The 16,195-nt window shown below is 66.2% G+C and carries 19 protein-coding genes and 1 pseudogene; 10 read left to right on the forward strand and 10 right to left on the reverse strand.

Translation table 11 applies throughout. From position 1 onward, the window contains the following. Positions 1 to 5 precede the first annotated feature (5 nt). The 6 genes from hpaH to LU688_RS14065 form a co-directional block, all read right to left on the reverse strand. On the reverse strand, positions 6 to 809 hold the full coding sequence (hpaH, locus tag LU688_RS14040) for a 2-oxo-hept-4-ene-1,7-dioate hydratase (protein ID WP_094012189.1): 804 nt from the start codon (positions 807 to 809) through the stop codon (positions 6 to 8). 7 nt (positions 810 to 816) lie between these two features. Further along, complete coding sequence (locus tag LU688_RS14045) at positions 817 to 1,227, reverse strand: 5-carboxymethyl-2-hydroxymuconate Delta-isomerase (RefSeq protein ID WP_094012190.1); 411 nt, start codon at positions 1,225 to 1,227, stop codon at positions 817 to 819. A gap of 11 nt (positions 1,228 to 1,238) precedes the next feature. Beyond that, a complete protein-coding gene (gene hpaD / locus LU688_RS14050; RefSeq protein ID WP_094012191.1) occupies positions 1,239 to 2,162 on the reverse strand; it encodes a 3,4-dihydroxyphenylacetate 2,3-dioxygenase in 924 nt (307 codons plus the stop codon). Between the two features lie 101 nt (positions 2,163 to 2,263). After that, positions 2,264 to 3,724: a 5-carboxymethyl-2-hydroxymuconate semialdehyde dehydrogenase gene (hpaE, locus tag LU688_RS14055; protein WP_160290680.1), complete on the reverse strand. Its 1,461-nt coding sequence runs from the start codon at positions 3,722 to 3,724 to the stop codon at positions 2,264 to 2,266. After that, positions 3,721 to 4,500, reverse strand: coding sequence for a fumarylacetoacetate hydrolase family protein (locus LU688_RS14060; protein WP_094012193.1), 780 nt, complete (start codon positions 4,498 to 4,500; stop codon positions 3,721 to 3,723). Before LU688_RS14060 ends, hpaE begins: the two co-directional genes overlap by 4 nt. After that, positions 4,497 to 5,171, reverse strand: coding sequence for a fumarylacetoacetate hydrolase family protein (locus tag LU688_RS14065; protein WP_023631998.1), 675 nt, complete (start codon positions 5,169 to 5,171; stop codon positions 4,497 to 4,499). Before LU688_RS14065 ends, LU688_RS14060 begins: the two co-directional genes overlap by 4 nt. Positions 5,172 to 5,333: 162 nt before the next feature. Between LU688_RS14065 and hpaA the strand changes: the two genes are divergently transcribed. Together hpaA and hpaR are read left to right on the forward strand one after the other, a co-directional pair. Beyond that, positions 5,334 to 6,236 (forward strand): 4-hydroxyphenylacetate catabolism regulatory protein HpaA, encoded by a 903-nt coding sequence (hpaA, locus tag LU688_RS14070; RefSeq protein ID WP_038706110.1) that lies wholly within the window; start codon positions 5,334 to 5,336, stop codon positions 6,234 to 6,236. A gap of 170 nt (positions 6,237 to 6,406) precedes the next feature. Beyond that, positions 6,407 to 6,829 carry a homoprotocatechuate degradation operon regulator HpaR gene (gene hpaR, locus LU688_RS14075; RefSeq protein WP_023632900.1) on the forward strand — a complete coding sequence of 141 codons (423 nt, stop codon included), beginning with the start codon at positions 6,407 to 6,409 and terminating at the stop codon, positions 6,827 to 6,829. A 32-nt stretch (positions 6,830 to 6,861) separates the two neighbouring features. Here the strand turns inward: hpaR and LU688_RS14080 are convergent, their stop codons facing one another. Both LU688_RS14080 and LU688_RS14085 read right to left on the reverse strand, forming a co-directional pair. Next, on the reverse strand, positions 6,862 to 7,458 hold the full coding sequence (locus LU688_RS14080; RefSeq protein WP_104443898.1) for a TetR/AcrR family transcriptional regulator: 597 nt from the start codon (positions 7,456 to 7,458) through the stop codon (positions 6,862 to 6,864). A 5-nt stretch (positions 7,459 to 7,463) separates the two neighbouring features. Further along, complete coding sequence (locus LU688_RS14085; protein WP_094012195.1) at positions 7,464 to 8,672, reverse strand: multidrug effflux MFS transporter; 1,209 nt, start codon at positions 8,670 to 8,672, stop codon at positions 7,464 to 7,466. Positions 8,673 to 9,011: 339 nt separating this feature from the next. On the opposite strand from LU688_RS14085, the pseudogene LU688_RS27980 reads away from it, so the two are divergent. From LU688_RS27980 to ku, 8 genes and pseudogenes are all read left to right on the forward strand, one after another. Then, positions 9,012 to 9,134, forward strand: a pseudogene (locus LU688_RS27980) (con-10 family general stress protein); the annotation flags it as partial. A 59-nt stretch (positions 9,135 to 9,193) separates the two neighbouring features. After that, positions 9,194 to 9,373 (forward strand): hypothetical protein, encoded by a 180-nt coding sequence (locus LU688_RS14095; protein ID WP_094012196.1) that lies wholly within the window; start codon positions 9,194 to 9,196, stop codon positions 9,371 to 9,373. Positions 9,374 to 9,388: 15 nt separating this feature from the next. Further along, a complete protein-coding gene (locus LU688_RS14100; protein WP_094012197.1) occupies positions 9,389 to 10,723 on the forward strand; it encodes an iron-containing redox enzyme family protein in 1,335 nt (444 codons plus the stop codon). Next, a complete protein-coding gene (locus tag LU688_RS14105; protein WP_094012213.1) occupies positions 10,723 to 11,679 on the forward strand; it encodes a methyltransferase in 957 nt (318 codons plus the stop codon). The genes LU688_RS14100 and LU688_RS14105 overlap by 1 nt, the downstream gene beginning before the upstream one ends. A gap of 4 nt (positions 11,680 to 11,683) precedes the next feature. Then, positions 11,684 to 12,808 carry a carboxylate-amine ligase gene (locus LU688_RS14110; RefSeq protein ID WP_094012198.1) on the forward strand — a complete coding sequence of 375 codons (1,125 nt, stop codon included), beginning with the start codon at positions 11,684 to 11,686 and terminating at the stop codon, positions 12,806 to 12,808. A 142-nt stretch (positions 12,809 to 12,950) separates the two neighbouring features. Further along, positions 12,951 to 13,856, forward strand: a complete 906-nt coding sequence (locus LU688_RS14115; protein ID WP_023631881.1) for an SDR family oxidoreductase — start codon at positions 12,951 to 12,953, stop codon at positions 13,854 to 13,856. Between the two features lie 81 nt (positions 13,857 to 13,937). Next, a complete protein-coding gene (locus tag LU688_RS14120) occupies positions 13,938 to 14,075 on the forward strand; it encodes a PSPA7_2676 family Cys-rich small protein (RefSeq protein ID WP_177182941.1) in 138 nt (45 codons plus the stop codon). Between the two features lie 9 nt (positions 14,076 to 14,084). Further along, on the forward strand, positions 14,085 to 14,921 hold the full coding sequence (gene ku / locus LU688_RS14125; RefSeq protein ID WP_160291090.1) for a non-homologous end joining protein Ku: 837 nt from the start codon (positions 14,085 to 14,087) through the stop codon (positions 14,919 to 14,921). Between the two features lie 13 nt (positions 14,922 to 14,934). Here ku and LU688_RS14130 read toward each other — a convergent pair whose 3' ends face one another. Both LU688_RS14130 and LU688_RS14135 read right to left on the reverse strand, forming a co-directional pair. Then, positions 14,935 to 15,597 carry a glycosyltransferase gene (locus LU688_RS14130; protein WP_160291089.1) on the reverse strand — a complete coding sequence of 221 codons (663 nt, stop codon included), beginning with the start codon at positions 15,595 to 15,597 and terminating at the stop codon, positions 14,935 to 14,937. Continuing rightward, positions 15,594 to 16,193: a class I SAM-dependent methyltransferase gene (locus LU688_RS14135; RefSeq protein ID WP_038706114.1), complete on the reverse strand. Its 600-nt coding sequence runs from the start codon at positions 16,191 to 16,193 to the stop codon at positions 15,594 to 15,596. The genes LU688_RS14130 and LU688_RS14135 overlap by 4 nt, the downstream gene beginning before the upstream one ends. Positions 16,194 to 16,195: the final 2 nt, after the last annotated feature.

Consider the following 16,195-nt stretch of genomic DNA (forward strand, 5'->3'; position numbering starts at 1 on the left):
GCTCCTCAGACGAAACGGCAGGCGATCGAGCCCAGTTGATCGTAGTCGACGTGGAAGGTGTCGCCGCGGCGAGCTGCCACCGGGCGGGTGAACGAGCCGCCGAGAATGATCTGCCCGGCCAGCAGGCTCACGTCATGCGCGGCCAGCTTGTTGGCCAGCCAGGCCACACCTTTGGCCGGGTGATTAAGCACTGCGGCCGACACCCCGGACTCCTCAATCACACCGTTGCGGTACAGCACCGCCGGCACCTTGCGCAGGTCGATGTCGCCCGGGCGCACAGCACGCCCGCCCATTACCACGCCAGCGTTGGCGGCGTTGTCGGAGATGGTGTCGAACACCTTGCGGGTAGCACCGCTGAGCGGGTCGACCTGTTGGATGCGTGCATCGATGATTTCCAGCGCCGGGATCACCCACTCGGTGGCGTCGAGCACGTCGAACAGGGTCACGTTCGGCCCCTTGAGCGGCTTGCCGAGGATGAACGCCAGTTCCACCTCGACCCGCGGCACGATGAAACGCTCGAAGGGGATGTCGCTGCCCTCGTCGAACAGCATGTCGTCGAGCAGTGCGCCGTAGTCCGGCTCGCTGATGTTCGACGAGACCTGCATGGCCCGGGAGGTCAGGCCGATCTTGTGGCCGACCAGTTGGCGGCCGTCCTCGATCTTCTGTGCCACCCAGGCACGCTGGATGGCGTATGCGTCCTCGATACCGATCGAGGGGTGTTCCAGGGAAAACTGGCCGACCTGTTCGCGGGTCCGCTCGGCCTGGTCGAGGCGGGCGGCGGCTTGCTGGATGATGCGGGCGTCGAGCATGGAGACCTCAGGGCTGGCGGGTGAACAGAGGGTGCAGGCTGCTGTGCTTGGCGTCGTACACCTGGGCCTGGCTTTCGTCGATCTGCAGGGTCACGCCCACCGGGCGACGTTCCAGCAGCATATCCAGGTGCCGGCGCAACACCGCCAGCAGCGCGTCACCGACCTGCTGGTGCACCGCGGCGCTGCGTCCGCCGCCCATGCGCAGGTTGGCGTAGACGAAACCGTAGGCGCCGCGGCCATCGGCGATTGCCGCATGGGCTGCGGGGTAGGCCAGCACACGGGTGCCGCCGGTGGGGAACACCTGGCGATGGTGTTCGTCGTGCTGGGCGAGCATGCAGTCGGCCAGGGCGCGGCACAGGCCGGGCATATTGGCGTCGGCTTCGATATCCGGGCTGTAGAGCAGGACCAGATGGGGCATGGTGGTGCTCCTTACAGGCGGCTTGTGGAGGTGACCCCGGCCGGGTTCGAGGCCTGGGCGGCGGGGATCGTGCTGCCCTCCTGCGGGGTGACCGGGAAAATCGCGTTGATCTGGCCGGTGCCGGAGGAACCGAAATAAGGCGTCACCACCTCGGCCTTGCCGTCGTATCGCGACCAGCCAAGCGCGCCGAGCAACATGGCGGTGTCGTGCATGAAGCCTTCGCCATGGCCCTTGACCGCGTACTCGGGCAGCATCGCGCAGAAGTCGGCCCAGTCCCCGTCCTGCCACATGCGCACCACGCGGTGGTCGAGGGTTTCCAGGAACGGGCTCCAGACCTTGGTGGCAAACTCCGGGGCCTGGCCGTTCTGGGCGAAACGGTGGGACAGCGAGCCGCTGGCCAGGAACGCCACGCTGCCGTCGTAGTGCTCCTCGACCGCCTTGCGCATGGCCCAGCCCAGGCGGGCGCTGTCGTTGAGGTAGTGCGAGGTGCACAGCGCCGAGACCGAGATCACCTTGAAGTGCTGGTCGGTGTTCATGTAGCGCATCGGCACCAGGGTGCCGTATTCAGGCGCCAGCGTGGTGGCGTCGTGGGCCATGGTTTCCACGCCCAGGCGATTGCATTCTTGCGCGAGGATGCGTCCCAGCTCGGGGTTGCCGGGGAAGCCGTAGTTCATGTTGGCGATGAAGTGCGGCAATTCGTTGCTGGTGTACAGGCCTTCGAAGTGCGCGGCGCAGTTGATGTGGTAGTTGGCGTTGACCAGCCAGTGGGTGTCGAACACGACGAGGGTGTCGACGCCCAGTTCGCGGCAGCGCCGGCCGATCTCGAGGTGGCCGTCGATGGCCGCCTGGCGAAAGCCCTGGCGCGGGCCCGGCAGTTCGGACAGGTACATCGACGGCACGTGGGTGATCTTGGCGGCGAGAGCGAGTGTGCCCATGGGAATCTCCTGTGATTGTTGTTATGGCCGCATCGCGGGGCAAGCCCGCTCCCACGCCGATTTGGCACATTGCGTGGGAGCGGGCTTGCCCCGCGATGGCGTCAGACGCCCCAGCGCGGAATGTGATGGCTACCCATGGATATACACACGTTCTTGATCTCGGCGAAGACCTCGAAGCTGTATTGCCCGCCTTCGCGGCCGGTGCCCGAGCCCTTGACGCCGCCGAACGGTTGGCGCAGGTCGCGCACGTTCTGGCTGTTGATGAACACCATCCCCGCCTCGATGCCACGGGCCAGGCGATGGGCCTTGCCGATGTCCTGGGTCCAGATGTAAGAAGCCAGGCCGTACTCGGTGTCGTTGGCCAGTTGCAGCGCCTCGGCCTCGTCCTTGAACGGGATCAGGCACACCACCGGGCCGAAGATCTCTTCCTGGGCGATGCGCATCTTGTTGTTCACATCGGCGAACACCGTCGGCTGGATGAACTGCCCCTTGGCCAGGTGCTCCGGCAATCCAGCCGGGCGCTCCAGGCCACCGGCCAGCAGGCGCGCGCCTTCTTCCAGGCCGATGCGGATATAGCCGGTGACCTTGTCGTAGTGCTGCTGGGTGATCATCGAGCCGACCTGGGTCTTCGGGTCGGTCGGGTCACCGACGATCAGGCGTTTGGCGCGGGCGGCGAACTCGGCGACGAACTGCGGGTACACGCTCTCCTGGATGAAGATGCGGCTGCCGGCGGTGCAGCGCTCGCCGTTGAGCGAGAAGATGGTGAACAAGGCGGCATCCAACGCACGCTCGAGGTCGGCGTCCTCGAAGATCAGTACCGGCGACTTGCCGCCCAGCTCCATCGAGTACTTCTTCAGGCCGGCCGTCTGCATGATCTTCCTGCCGGTGGCGGTGCCACCGGTGAAGGAGATGGCGCGCACGTCCGGGTGACGCACCAGGGCATCGCCGGCTGTGGCGCCGTAGCCCTGGATGACATTGAGTACGCCATTGGGGATGCCGGCCTCGACCGCCAGGCGCCCCAGCTCATTGGCGGTCAGCGGCGACAGCTCGCTCATCTTCAGCACCGCGGTATTGCCCAGGGCCAGGCACGGCGCGGTCTTCCAGGTGGCGGTCATGAACGGTACGTTCCACGGCGACACCAGTGCGCACACGCCTACCGGCTGGTACAAGGTGTAGTTGAGCATCTGGTCGTCCACCGGGTAGCTGTGGCCGTCCATGCGCGTGCACACCTCGGCGAAGAAGTCGAAATTGTGCGAAGCGCGGGGAATCAGCACATTGCGCGTCTGGTGGATCGGCAGGCCGGTGTCCAGGGTTTCCAGCTCGGCCAGCTGCGGCACGTTCTGCTCGATCAGCTCACCCAGGCGGCGCATCAGGCGCGCGCGTTCCTTCGCCGGTGTATTGGCCCATTTCGGGAAGGCTTGCTTGGCCGCGGCCACGGCCAGGGCGACTTCCTCGGCGCCGCCGCTGGCGACTTCGCAGATGGCCTCGCCGGTGGCCGGGTTGTAGTTGACGAAGGTGTCGCGGCTCTCGACTTCGCGGCCATCGATCCAGTGCTTGATCATGCTGTTGCCTCTTGTGCGTTGCGGGCGAAGAACTCGGCTTCGCTGACGATCCGGTTGACCAGGCGGCCGACGCCTTCCACTTCCACCACCACCTCGTCGCCCGGGACCACGTCGGCCAGGCCTTCCGGGGTGCCGGTGGCGATCATGTCGCCGGGTTGCAGGGTCATGAAGCTGGAGAAGTATTCGATCAGGTAGGGGATATCGAAGATCATGTCGGCCGTGGTGCCTTGCTGTTTCAGCTCGCCGTTGATCCACGTACGCAGTGTCAGGTTCGACGGATCCGGCACATCGGCGGCGTCGACGATCCACGGGCCTACCGGGGTGGTGGCGTCACGGTTTTTCACCCGCAGGTTGGGGCGGTAGTAGTTCTCCAGGTAGTCGCGGATGGCGTAGTCGTTGCACACCGTGTAGCCGGCCAGGTAGTCGAGGGCGTCCTCGCGCTTGACGTTGCGCGCCAGCTTGCCGATCACCGCCACCAGTTCGCACTCGTAGTGCATGTACTTGACGTTGTCCGGGCGCCAGCTGACCTGGTTGTGCCCGGTGTAGGTGCCGGGCGACTTGACGAAGGCCAGCGGCTCGGTGGGCGGGGTGAAGGCCAGCTCGGCGGCATGGTCGGCGTAGTTCAGGCCCAGGGCGAACATGCTGCCGGTAGCCGGCGGCAGCCAGGTGACCTGGTCGGCGTCGACTACACGGCCATCGGCCAGGCGCAGTCGCTGGTCGTTTTCGACGGTGACGGTGTGGACCTGGCCGTCGAACTGGATACGGGCGTGCTTCATGGGACGAGTCCTTGTTCGGCGACGATGGGGTTGGTCAGCTGGCCGAAGCCGTCGATCTCGACCGTCACCTGGTCGCCGGGCAGCACATCGACACGGCCTTCCGGGGTGCCGGTGATCAGCACGTCGCCGGCATGCAGGGTCATGAACTCACTGATCTCGGCGATCAGCCGGGCCACGCCGCGCACGCAGTTGGCCGTGTTGTTGTGCTGGCGCAGCTCACCGTTGACCCACAGGCGAATGCCCAGCGCGTCGGGGTTGCCGACCTGCGCGGCCGGTACCAGATGCGGGCCGAACGGGCAGAAGCCGTCGCGGCACTTGGCCTTGACCGCCGGACGGTAGTAGCTGTCTTCGGGCAGGCTGAACTCGTTGACAATGGTGTAGCCCGCCACGTGCTCCAGCGCGTTGTCCAGGCTGACGCGGCTGGCGTCTTTACCAATGACCACGCCCAGGGCAGGGCCCGCTTGCAGGCGTTGGACTGCCGATGGGTAGGTAACCGGCTGGGCGTGCCCATTGCGGGTATTGGGCGTCTTGATAAACAACACCGGTTTGACCGGCGGCTGCTGGTACGGCGCTTCGTGGAAGGACGCCAGATGCTGTTGCAGCAGGCCCTGGTAGTTCAGGGCGACGCCGAACAGGCTGCCGCTGGCGACCTCGTGCAAGGCACGGCTCATGCATTTCTCCTGCGGTGGGCGAAGCGAGCGGGGCGCTTCGTGGTGTTTTTGTTAATGTGTTAACGTTATATTTAATATGTTAACGATCGTCAAGGCATTCGCCCCTGGCCGGTGGTGCTAGGATGATTTCCCCCGGCGCGTTTCACCGCTGCGAGAACAACAATGAAAGAACCACAGCCGATCCCCAACATCAACATCGGTCAGGTCTACGACCAGCGCTACAGCGACAGCGAGGTGCATTACGACCGATTGGGCAACCTGGCCGGTTTCTTCGGCCGCAACATGCCGGTGCACCGCCACGACCGCTTCTTCCAGGTGCACTATGTGAAGACCGGCAGCGTGCGGGTGTATCTGGACGAGCAGCGTTACCACGAGTCGGGGCCGATGTTCTTCCTTACCCCGCCGACCATTCCCCATGCCTTCGTCACCGAGCCTGACGCCGACGGCCATGTGCTGACCGTGCGCCAGCAACTGGTCTGGCAACTGCTGCAGGCCGAGCCTGGGCTGGCGCTCACGCCGCGCCTGCAGCCGGCGTGTGTCGCGCTCGGTCATCTGCAGGGAGCGGCGGCCGAAGAGGTGCGGCGCCTGGAGCAGCTGTTCGACTTGTTGGGCGGTGAACTGGGCCATGGCCAGGCCGGGCAGGGCACTGCGGTGCAGGATCTGGCGCGCCTGGTGATGATCAGCCTGCTGCGCCTGTGCGCCAATTCGCTGGAGGCGACGCCCGCGCGGCACGAGGACCTGCAGCTGTTTCACCGTTTCAACGAATTGATCGAGCGTCACTACCTCGACCACTGGACCCTGCCGGCCTACGCGGCAGCCTTGGGCGTGACTGAGGCGCGCCTGAACGATGTATGCCGGCGCATGGCCGACCTGCCGTCCAAGCGCCTGGTGTTCGAGCGGCTGATGCAGGAGGCGCGGCGCTTGCTGCTGTACACCGGCGGCTCGGCCAACGAGATCTGCTACCGCCTGGGGTTCAAGGACCCGGCGTACTTCAGCCGCTTCTTCCAGCGCCATGCGCAGATGACGCCGGGTGAGTATCGCCAGCGCCAGGCGGGGTTGCGTTGACATGCGGCGACGGGCTCCGGGCGGCTGGCTGTCTGCAGATCGTGCTATGGGGAAGGTAACGCGGGAATGGGTGATTGCCAGGAGCGCTGGTACTTTTCACAGGGCTGGACAGCCCGGGGGAAAATGTATTTCACTTTATTAATATCTTAATAAAACAGCCCTTGATCCTGATGACCCAACCAAGACCCTCCCTGACCTTGACCCTGCTGCAGGCCCGCGAAGCGACCATGGCGTTCTTTCGCCCGGCCCTGAATGCCCACGACCTGACCGAGCAGCAATGGCGGGTGATCCGTATCCTGCGCCAGCAGGGCGAGCTGGAAAGCCACCAGTTGGCCGACCAGGCCTGCATCCTCAAACCGAGCATGAGCGGCGTGCTCAAGCGCCTGGAGCGCGACGGCCTGGTGGCGCGGCGCAAGTCGCCGGAAGACCAGCGGCGCATCTTCATCAGCCTGACCGTGCGTGGGCAGCAGGCGTTTCTGGCGATGAGCGAGGAGATGGAGCGCAACTACCAGGAGATTCAGCGCCAGTTCGGCGCGGACAAGCTGGAGCAGTTGATGGGGTTGTTGAACGAGCTGAAGAAGGTCAGGCCCTGAAATCAATGGGGCCGCACAGCGGCCCCCATGGTCTACTGTCCGGCCAACTGCAGCGAATCATCGAGAATCTTCAGCAACGACGCTGCCCGCCGCGCATACACCGCCGGGGGCGCGTACAGCAGCTCCACATGCAGGCTGTCGATGATCCCCAGGTAGGCATCGCCATACAGCTCCAGCTTGTTGCCATCACTGCGGGCCCAGGCATGCCGGTCGCCCAGGGCCTGGCAGAAGCCCAGGCGGATCCGCTCCAGGTACGCCTCGAAGCCGCTGGTGACGATCGAGCGGATCGGCACCGGCGGCAGGAAGGCACTGCGCAGTACGAAGCGCAGATTGGCCGAGGCCGCGTAGCGCTCGGCCAGGTGCAGCGGATGCCAGTGCCCCGGCGCCTCACGGCCCGCTGCTTCATGGCCGAAGCCCGCCTCGACGTAGGCGGTCTCGTCGGCCAGGGCCCGTTCGAAGGCGCAGACGAACAACGCGTCCTTGTTGGCGAAGTGCGCGTACAGCGAGGCCTTGCGCATGCCCGCCAGGGCGGCGATCTCGCTCAGCGACGAGCCGTCGTAGCCGTGCTCGGCGAAATGCTCCACGGCATGCTCGCAGATGCGCGCGGCGGATGGGGTCAGGGCTTTCAAGGCGGTCACTCCGGGTTGACGCTGCAGGATGAGGCGCTGATTGTCTTTGCCATGGCGGCGCGGGTCAAACCGACGATGACCACGGCCGCCGCCGCCAGCAACCAGGCCCAGGCCAGCGGGCCCAGGGTGGCCAGGTGCCCGGCCAGGGGCGTGGCGCTGGACGAGATCACCAGTTGCAGCGCGCCGAGCAGGGCCGCCGTCGAGCCGACATCGCGCTGCTGCGATGACATCGCCAGGGCCATCAAGGTGGCCTCGCAAACCCCCAGGCCGAACAGCGCCAGTACCACGCCCGCCAGCAGCAGCGGCAGGCCTGCGCCAGACAGGCCGGCAATCACCGCCAGTGCTGCACCGGCACCCATGCACAGCGCCCCCCACCAGGCCACCTGGGCCACGCCGTGCCGGCTGACGCAATAGCCGGAAAGCGCCGCGCCGAGCAGGATGGCAACGCCGCAGCCGCCGAACAGCAGGCCAAAGTGCGTGCTGGAGAGGCCGAAGTGCTGCTGGTACACATAAGCCGAGCCGGCGATGTAGGCGAACAGGAAGAAGAACACCGCCGACAGGGCCAGGGCCGGGCGCAGGAACGCGCCGTCGGCGGCGATACGGCCGTAGGTACGCCATACCGTGGCCGGTGCCAGGCGCACCCGATGCGCTGGCGGCAGGGTCTCACCGAGGGTCATGGCCGAATTGACCAGGGTCAGCAGGCCGAGGCCGGCCAGCACCAGCATGATTGCCCGCCAGCCGTACGCGGCGTCGATTACCCCGCCCAGGGCCGGGGCGAGGATCGGCGCCAGGCCCTCGATGGTCATCAGCAGGGCGAAGATCTGCGCAGCCCGTGCGCCATCGGCGCTGTCGCGGACCATGCTCATGATCACCACCAGCGTCAGCGCGCTGGCCAGGCCCTGCACCAGGCGCGCCAGCAGCAGCGTGTCCAGCGACGGTGCGCCCGCAGCGGCCAGGGAGGCGATGCAGAACACCAGCAGGCCGGCGAGCAGCGGGCGACGCCGCCCCCAGGCATCCACCAGTGGCCCGAACAGCAGCTGCCCGGCGCCCATGGCCATTAGGAACACGGTCAGCGTCAGCTGAACCTGGGTATAGCCGGTGGCGAAGTCGCGGGCCATCTGCGGCAGGCTGGCCAGGTACATGTCGATGGCAGACGGGCCAAGGGCGCCGATCAGGGCGAGGGAGGCGGCGAAGCGCAAATGTGAAGCGGGCATAAGCGAGAGTCCGTGCGAGCAAAATAATAACCTACCGACCGGTAGGTCGGCGAAGTATGCCAGATATCCGCCGGGGGTCAACGCAAAGTCTGTCCAGCGGGGATCCGCTTGCGCCCCAAATACACCGTCGCCGCTTGTTTAGCGCCACCGGTCCGATCCGCTCGGAATAATCCGAATCCCTCTTTATCGCCGCACTCCCAATCCATGTACGGCACCTCGCCGTGCAACCCTTAGCCACACGAGGTTTTTGCAACCATGGCCAACAAAGACAGCAACATGACCGGTCGCCAGGACACCAACAAGCAGGACGCCAACAAGACCGGCAGCCAGGGTGGAACGAAGAACCCAGGCAATTTCGCCAATGACCGCGAAAAAGCGTCCGAAGCCGGTCGCAAGGGCGGGCAGAGCTCCGGCGGCGGCAATCGCCAGAGCGAGTCCGGCCATAAGGGCGGCCGCTCGTAAGTGAGGGCACGCGGTGCCGGGTTCGCCTGGCACCGCGCACACCCCACCAGGAGGTTTCCATGCGTATCGCACCGCTGATTTGCCTGTTGGGTAGCCTGGGCCTGCTGGCCGGTTGCTTCGACCGCGACAACGACCATCCGGCTAAAGACGCCGACCCCAGCAAGCCCTCGCTGCAGATGCAGCAACGTAATCCACCGACTGCCAACCCGACCCCAGAAACCAAGCCACAGAATCCCTAGCGCGAGGTAACCGGCATGGTGGCGATGATCCGCGACAGCGTGCGTTCGCAAACCAAACACGACATGACTGATGATGCGACGCGTCGCTACCAGGCGTTGCTGGCGGGACACGATGCCACCGCCGAGGATTGGTTGGAGGCGCAACTAAGCCGCGTGCGCGACCGCGAGGATGACCTTCCGGAAGACCCTGACCTGTTATCCCAATGGGCTGAACACCATGCGGCAGAGGTCGCTGACGACCATGCGCATTACCTGCGTCAGCGGCGCGAGGGCGCGCCCCGGCGCTACTTCGCCACTCGCGCCCAGGCGTTGTGGTTCCTGCAACAGGTCGCGCCGACCAAAGTGGTCGACGGCGCCTGGTTGCACGGGACCTTGCGGCACTGGCGCGACCCGCGTTACCACGGGTTGATCCGCACCTTTCTCGAAGAACTGGGTGACGGTGACCCACGCTGCAACCATGTGCTGATCTACCAGCGCCTGCTCAGCCGCCTGGGGTGCCTGCAAGGGCTGCCATTGGAGCCCTCGCGTTTCGTGCAGGGCTCGGTGCAATTGGCTCTCGGTCAGCACTGCGAGCGCTTCCTGCCCGAGGTGATCGGTTACAACCTGGGATATGAGCAGCCGCCGCTGCACCTGCTGATCACTACCCATGAGCTGGCCGAACTGGGTATCGACGCCCATTACTTCCAGTTGCACGTGACCATCGACAACGCCGCCAGCGGCCATGCCCGGCGTTCGCTGGAAAGCCTGCGGCTGTTGGCGCCGGCAGGGGATGAAGATTTCTATGCGCGTGTCAGGCACGGCTACCGGCTTAACGACCTGGGCATGGACACGCCTTCGCTGATCGCCAGCTTCGACCTGCAGGGCGAACTGCTCTGCGCGCTGGAGCGCAAGCGCGTGTTCGGGCAGTGCATGCACTCCGATCGCTGCCGTTTGCAAGGACGCACCATCAACCAATGGCTTGCCGAGCCGGGAGCGATGGCCGGGTTCCTCGAGGCCCTGCAGACCCAGGGGTGGATCAAGCGTGACAGTGACCCGGCGCAGAGCCGTTTCTGGACACTGATCGACGGCCCCGGCGCGGCAATGTTCGGCGTGTTCAGCGCCTACGAGAAACAGCTTTGGCACGATTGGATCGCCGGAACCTGGCAAGGGCCTCTGCCTCGCCGCGTGCCGCCCGGGCAATGGGAACAGGCGTTGGCCCTGCAGGCGGAGGCGCCCGGCCGGGCTCAGGCCTCGGAGATCGCCACGTTGATCGAGGCCATGGCCGGTAACCGGCACGCCGAACCCACGGGCCTGCGTGCCACACGCGACTACATCGCTGCCACCGGGCTGTTTCAGGGAGGGCCGCGATGATGCAACTCGACCAGAAGCAGACCCGTGCCGACGAGGCTTTGTTGCAACTCGGCCGCAGGCTGCATGCCGACGGCTACCGTTTCACCTGCGTCACCCCGGCGACCCAGGCGCGGGTCAATGCCCGACCTCAGGCCCGGCGCGCGTGCACGCTGCGGGATGTGTTCGGCTGGAGCCGGCCGTTCCCGGCTTCGCTGATCAGTGCCGACGAGCTGGAACAACTGGGCGCGGCCGACGTGCTGGAGGCGCACGGCGAGCTGTGGCGCAGCCGGGTGCGTTGGTCGAGCCTGGGTGACCTGTTGCTGGTGCATTCGGCCTGGCCGACGGACAGCAGCGACGCGGTATTCTTCGGGCCGGACAGCTACCGCTTCGCCCAGCTGATCGAGGATCACCTGCGGCTCAGCCCTCGGCGCGTGCAGCACGCTGTCGATATTGGCTGCGGCAGCGGCATCGGCGCTTTGCTGATTGCCCGCGCCGCGCGCCATGCCCAGGTCAGCGCGCTGGACATAAATCCGCTGGCGCTGCGCTACACCGCCGTCAACGCCGCCCTGGCCGGGCTGGCCAATGTGTCGGTCGAGCCCAGCGACCTGCTCACGGGCATCACCGGCACCTTCGACCTGATCGTCGCCAACCCGCCCTACATGCTCGATGCCTGCCAGCGCGTCTACCGCCACGGCGGCGGGACGCTCGGCGCCGACTTGTCGCTGCGAATCGTCGAGCAGGCCTGTGAGCGCCTGACACCGGGCGGCACATTGCTGCTGTACACCGGGGTGGCGATCGTCGAAGGGCGCGATGCGTTGCTCGAAGCGGTCCGCCTGCGCCTGGCCGGCCCTGACTTGAGCTGGCACTACCGGGAGCTGGACCCGGATGTGTTCGGCGAGCAGTTGCTCGAGCCCGGCTATGAACAGGTCGAGCGCATTGCCGCCGTGGCCCTGACTGTCACCCGCCGCGGCGGATGAGCGCATGGGGCGGCCCTGCACGTTCGGCATCGAGGAGGAGTACCTGCTGGTGGCGCTGGACAGCGGCCGGGTGCTGTCCTCGCCGTCGGCGGCACTGACCCGCCTGTGCCGTAAGGTGCTGGGGGCGTGTTTCGCCGAAGAGATGTTCCGCAGCCAGATCGAGCTGGCCTCGCCGGTATTCGAGACGCTGCACCAAGCCCGCGCTTTCCTCAGCGAGCAACGCCAGCGCCTGAGTCAGGCGCTGGCCGCCGAGGGAGCGGGCCTGTACTGCGCGGCAAGCCACCCCAGCGCCCAGTGGTTGCGCCAGCATCCACGCACAACCCCGCACTTTCGCCAGTTGTTCGACGACTACCGGCTGGTGGCCCGGCGCAGCCTGTTGAACGGCCTGCACGTGCATGTCGGGGTGCCACCGGGCCTGGATCGCATGCAGGTGATCAACCGGGTGCTGTACTGGTTGCCCTTGCTGTTGTCGCTCAGCACCTCGTCGCCCTACTGGGGCGGCCAGGACACCGGCTACATGAGCTACCGCCGCGTGGTGTGCGGGGAATGGCCGCATATGGGCCTGCCGGAACCGCTGCCGGACTGGAGCGCCTACGAGCGTTATCGGGCGCTGTTGCAACGCAGCGGCACGTTGGCCGAGGACGGCGACTTCTGGTGGGCGATCAGACCTTCGCGGCGCTTTCCGACCGTCGAACTGCGCATCTGCGACAGCTGTCCGCGGCTGGAGGATGCCTTGGCCATTGCCGGCCTGTTTCGCCATCTCGTCGAGCATGCGCTGGGGCGGCACGCTGGCGCCGCCAGCCGGGAAATGCGCTGGATCACCCAGGAGAACTACTGGCGCGCCATGCGTCATGGACGCCTTGCCACCTTCATTGGCGTGCATGAACAGCAACCGGTGAGTGCCGAAGTCTGGCTGACACAATTGCAGGCGCAATGCCCGGCCGACACTGCCGATGCCGAGTGTTCTTTCCTGCACGCCCGGCGCATCCTGCGCGAAGGCAGCAGTGCCGATCGCCAGCGCCAGGCCTATGGGTTGGCCCGCGAGCAAGGCCTGGATGAGCGTTTGGCAATGCGCAGCGTGGTCAGGCAGGTGATGGACGACCATCTGTCGGCGCCGGGTTCAGCTTGAGCAAACCATCCATCAGCCGGTTGCCTCGAAACTTGTGTGGTCCTCGTGCGGTGCCAGACGGCTTCCACGTCGAGAACAGGACCTGTATGCGGGCTTGCCCGCGCCAGACCTTACGCAGCCATTACCCGAAGGAGTCCAGCCGATGCCCCGCAAGCCCCAGGACCAGTTCACCCTACAGAACCCCCTGACCCAATATCCGCATCCGCCATTCCCCGCCCAGCATCAACCCGCCCCAGGCCTGGATGCGCACATGCAACCCAAGCCCGACCACGGCGAAACCACCTACAAGGGCTTTGGCCGCCTGGTCGGCCGGCGCGCCCTGATCACCGGCGCCGATTCGGGTATCGGCCGGGCCGTGGCCATTGCCTTCGCCCGGGAGGGCGCCGACATCGCCCTCAATTATTTGCCGACCGAGGAGCGTGATGCCCGCGAAGTGGTGCAGCTTATCGAGGCCGAGGGCCGCAAGGCCGTAGCGTTGCCCGGCGACCTGAAGGATCCGCGCTTCTGCAGCCAGTTGGTCGACCAGGCCCACGAGCGGCTCGGCGGACTCGATATCCTGGTCAACGTCGCCGGCAAGCAGGAAGCGCGCAAGGACATCGGGCAGATCAGCCACGAGCAATTCGACCATACGCTCAAGACCAACGTCTACGCGTTGTTCTGGCTTTGCCAGGCTGCCGTGCCGTTGATGCCGGCCGGGGCGACCATCATCAATACCGCGTCGATCCAGTCCTATCAGCCATCGGCCACGCTGCTCGACTACGCCACCACCAAGGCCGCCATCGTCGCCTTCACCAAGGCCCTGGCCAAGCAGGTGATCGAGCGCGGCATCCGGGTCAACGCGGTGGCCCCCGGGCCGATCTGGACCGTGCTGCAGCCCAGTGGCGGCCAGCCACCGGAGAAGATCCCCGACTTCGGCGGGCACACGCCGATGAAGCGCCCGGGCCAGCCCGCCGAGTGCGCGCCGTTGTACGTGCTGTTGGCCAGCCAGGAGTCGAGCTACATCACCGGCGAGATTTTTGGCGTCACCGGGGGCAATCCGCTGCCGTAGGGCAAAGCCGAATAAACCTTCCGCGCGCCGCGCAGTCAGTTCTAGTAAGCGCCCCGTCGAAGTGGGCCAGGGAGGTGGCTGATGAAACTCGTCTGCCTGCTGCGTGGCTGCCAATGGCGCAGCCAGTTGATCCGTGAAGTCGCCGGTCTGCAATGCCAGTGCTGCGAACGCTGTGGCGCGTTGCGCTACAGCCAGCCCGGCCTGTCCTCGAATGCATAGGAGCCAGCCATGGCCAGGGCTATCTGGAAAGGCGCGATCAGTTTCGGGCTGGTGCACATCCCGGTGTCCCTCAACACCGCCGTGCGCAGCGAGCGGGTGGATTTCGACTGGCTGGACAAGCGCAGCATGGAGCCGGTCGGCTACAAGCGGGTGAACAAGGTCACCGGCAAGGAAATCGACAAGGAAAACATCGTCAAGGGCGTAGAGTACGAGAAGGGCCGCTACGTGGTGATCAGCGAGGAGGAAATCCGCAAGGCCCGGCCCGAGGCGACCCAGACAATCGATATCTTCTCGTTCGTCGAAGCCGGGGAAATCCCCCTGCAACAGTTCGACACGCCGTATTACCTGAGCCCGGACCGCCGGGGCGGCAAGGTCTACGCCTTGCTGCGCGAAACCCTGGCCAGCACCGGCAAGGTGGCCCTGGCCACGGTGGTGCTGCACACCCGCCAGCACCTTGCGCTGCTGCGCCCGCTCGACGAAGCGCTGGTGATGATCACCCTGCGCTGGCCGGAGGAGGTGCGAGGGCTGGAGACCTTGGAGCTGGACAAGAGCGTGACCGACAGCAAGGTCGACAAGCGCGAGCTGGACATGGCCAAGCGCCTGGTCGAGGACATGAGCGGGCCGTGGAAGCCCGATGACTACCACGACGCGTTCCGCCAGACCATCCTTGATCTGGTCGAGGAGAAGGCCAGCAAGGGCAAGATCGAGACAGTGGAGAAAGGCGAGGTCGCCACGGCGGAGAAGGGCGCGGACATCATCGACCTTACCGAGCTGCTCAAGCGCAGCCTGGGTGGCAAGACCAAGGCGAAGAAGCCTGCGGCCAAGCGCCCGCGCAAGGCGTCGTGATCCAAACGCCGGTCTACAGGATCTGGCCTTCCAATCCGCTGAGGTAATCGCCGAATCCCTGCCGCGCCCGGCTGTCCCGACGGCTGCTGGTGGCCACGCTGTGCCTGGCGGTCCAGACGATCTGCGCGCCGATGGCCTCCAGCGCCAGCACCAGTTGCACATCCTCGTGGGCCGGCAGCGGCTGGAAACCGCCGACCTTGGCATAGGCCTTGGCGCACACCCCAAGGTTGGCGCCGTGGATATGCCGATGGCCTTCCGTTGCCTGGTAGCGGCTGTGGTATAGCTGACGCAAGGCGGCACCCTGCCAGGGTTGCCAGCGCTCGATATGCACCGTGCCGCACACCGCGTCGGCATGCCATTGCAACTGCGACAGCAGCCAGTGGCCAGGCACGCGGCTGTCGGCGTCGGTGAACGCCAACCACTGGGCGCCGCGCTCGATCATCCAGGCCGCCCCCAGGCGGCGGGCAATGCCGACATTGCCGGCTTCCAGCGCCAGCGTGTGCACGCCATGGCGCCTGGCGATGCGCGCGCTGGCGTCGGTACAGCGATCGAGCACCACCAGCACTTCGACCTCCAGGCCCGCGGCTTCGGCCCGCGCAGCTGCCACCCGCACGGCCTTCAGGCAGTGCCCGAGGCGCCGGGCCTCGTTATGGGCGGGAATGATCACCGCGATCATGGGCAGGTCTCGTCCAGGTCGACCACCCGGGGCTGGCACGACCAGTACTCGAGCAGGAAGTCCGCCTCCTCATGGCGCAACTGCGGATACAGCGGCAGGTGCCTGGCCAGCAGGGCGTGCACTTGGCCGCCGTCCTGCGGGCAACCGGCAATCGGATGGCGCCAGTGACAGGCCAGCAATCCACCGTCGCCGGCCAGGCAGGCCACGGACTGTTCGATCACCTGCAACCAGTCGGTGGGGTCTAGGTAGTAGCCGATCTCGCTGAGCACGATCAGGTCGAACTGCCCGCCCGGCCAATCGCCCGGCAGGTGCCCCTGTTCGACGCGCGCATGGTCGACCCCCGCCAGGCGTTGTCGGGCCAGCCTCACGGCAGTGGCGTCGATGTCCTGGCACAGCAGGCTGGCGCAGCGCTCGGCCAGCAGCACGCTCAGTTCGCCATTGGCGCAGGCCGGCTCGAACACCCGGCCGTAGCACTGGCTGGGCAGGCTGGCCATCACCAGGTCGCGCTTGCGGCGTTCGTACCAGCGGGTGCGAAAGGCCCATGGATCGTCGTTGCCGGCATACAGGTCGGCGAAATACTGCGCGTCGAGGCTCATGG

The sequence above is a fragment of the Pseudomonas soli genome (assembly GCF_021283165.2).
Classification (GTDB): Bacteria; Pseudomonadota; Gammaproteobacteria; order Pseudomonadales; family Pseudomonadaceae; genus Aquipseudomonas; species Aquipseudomonas soli.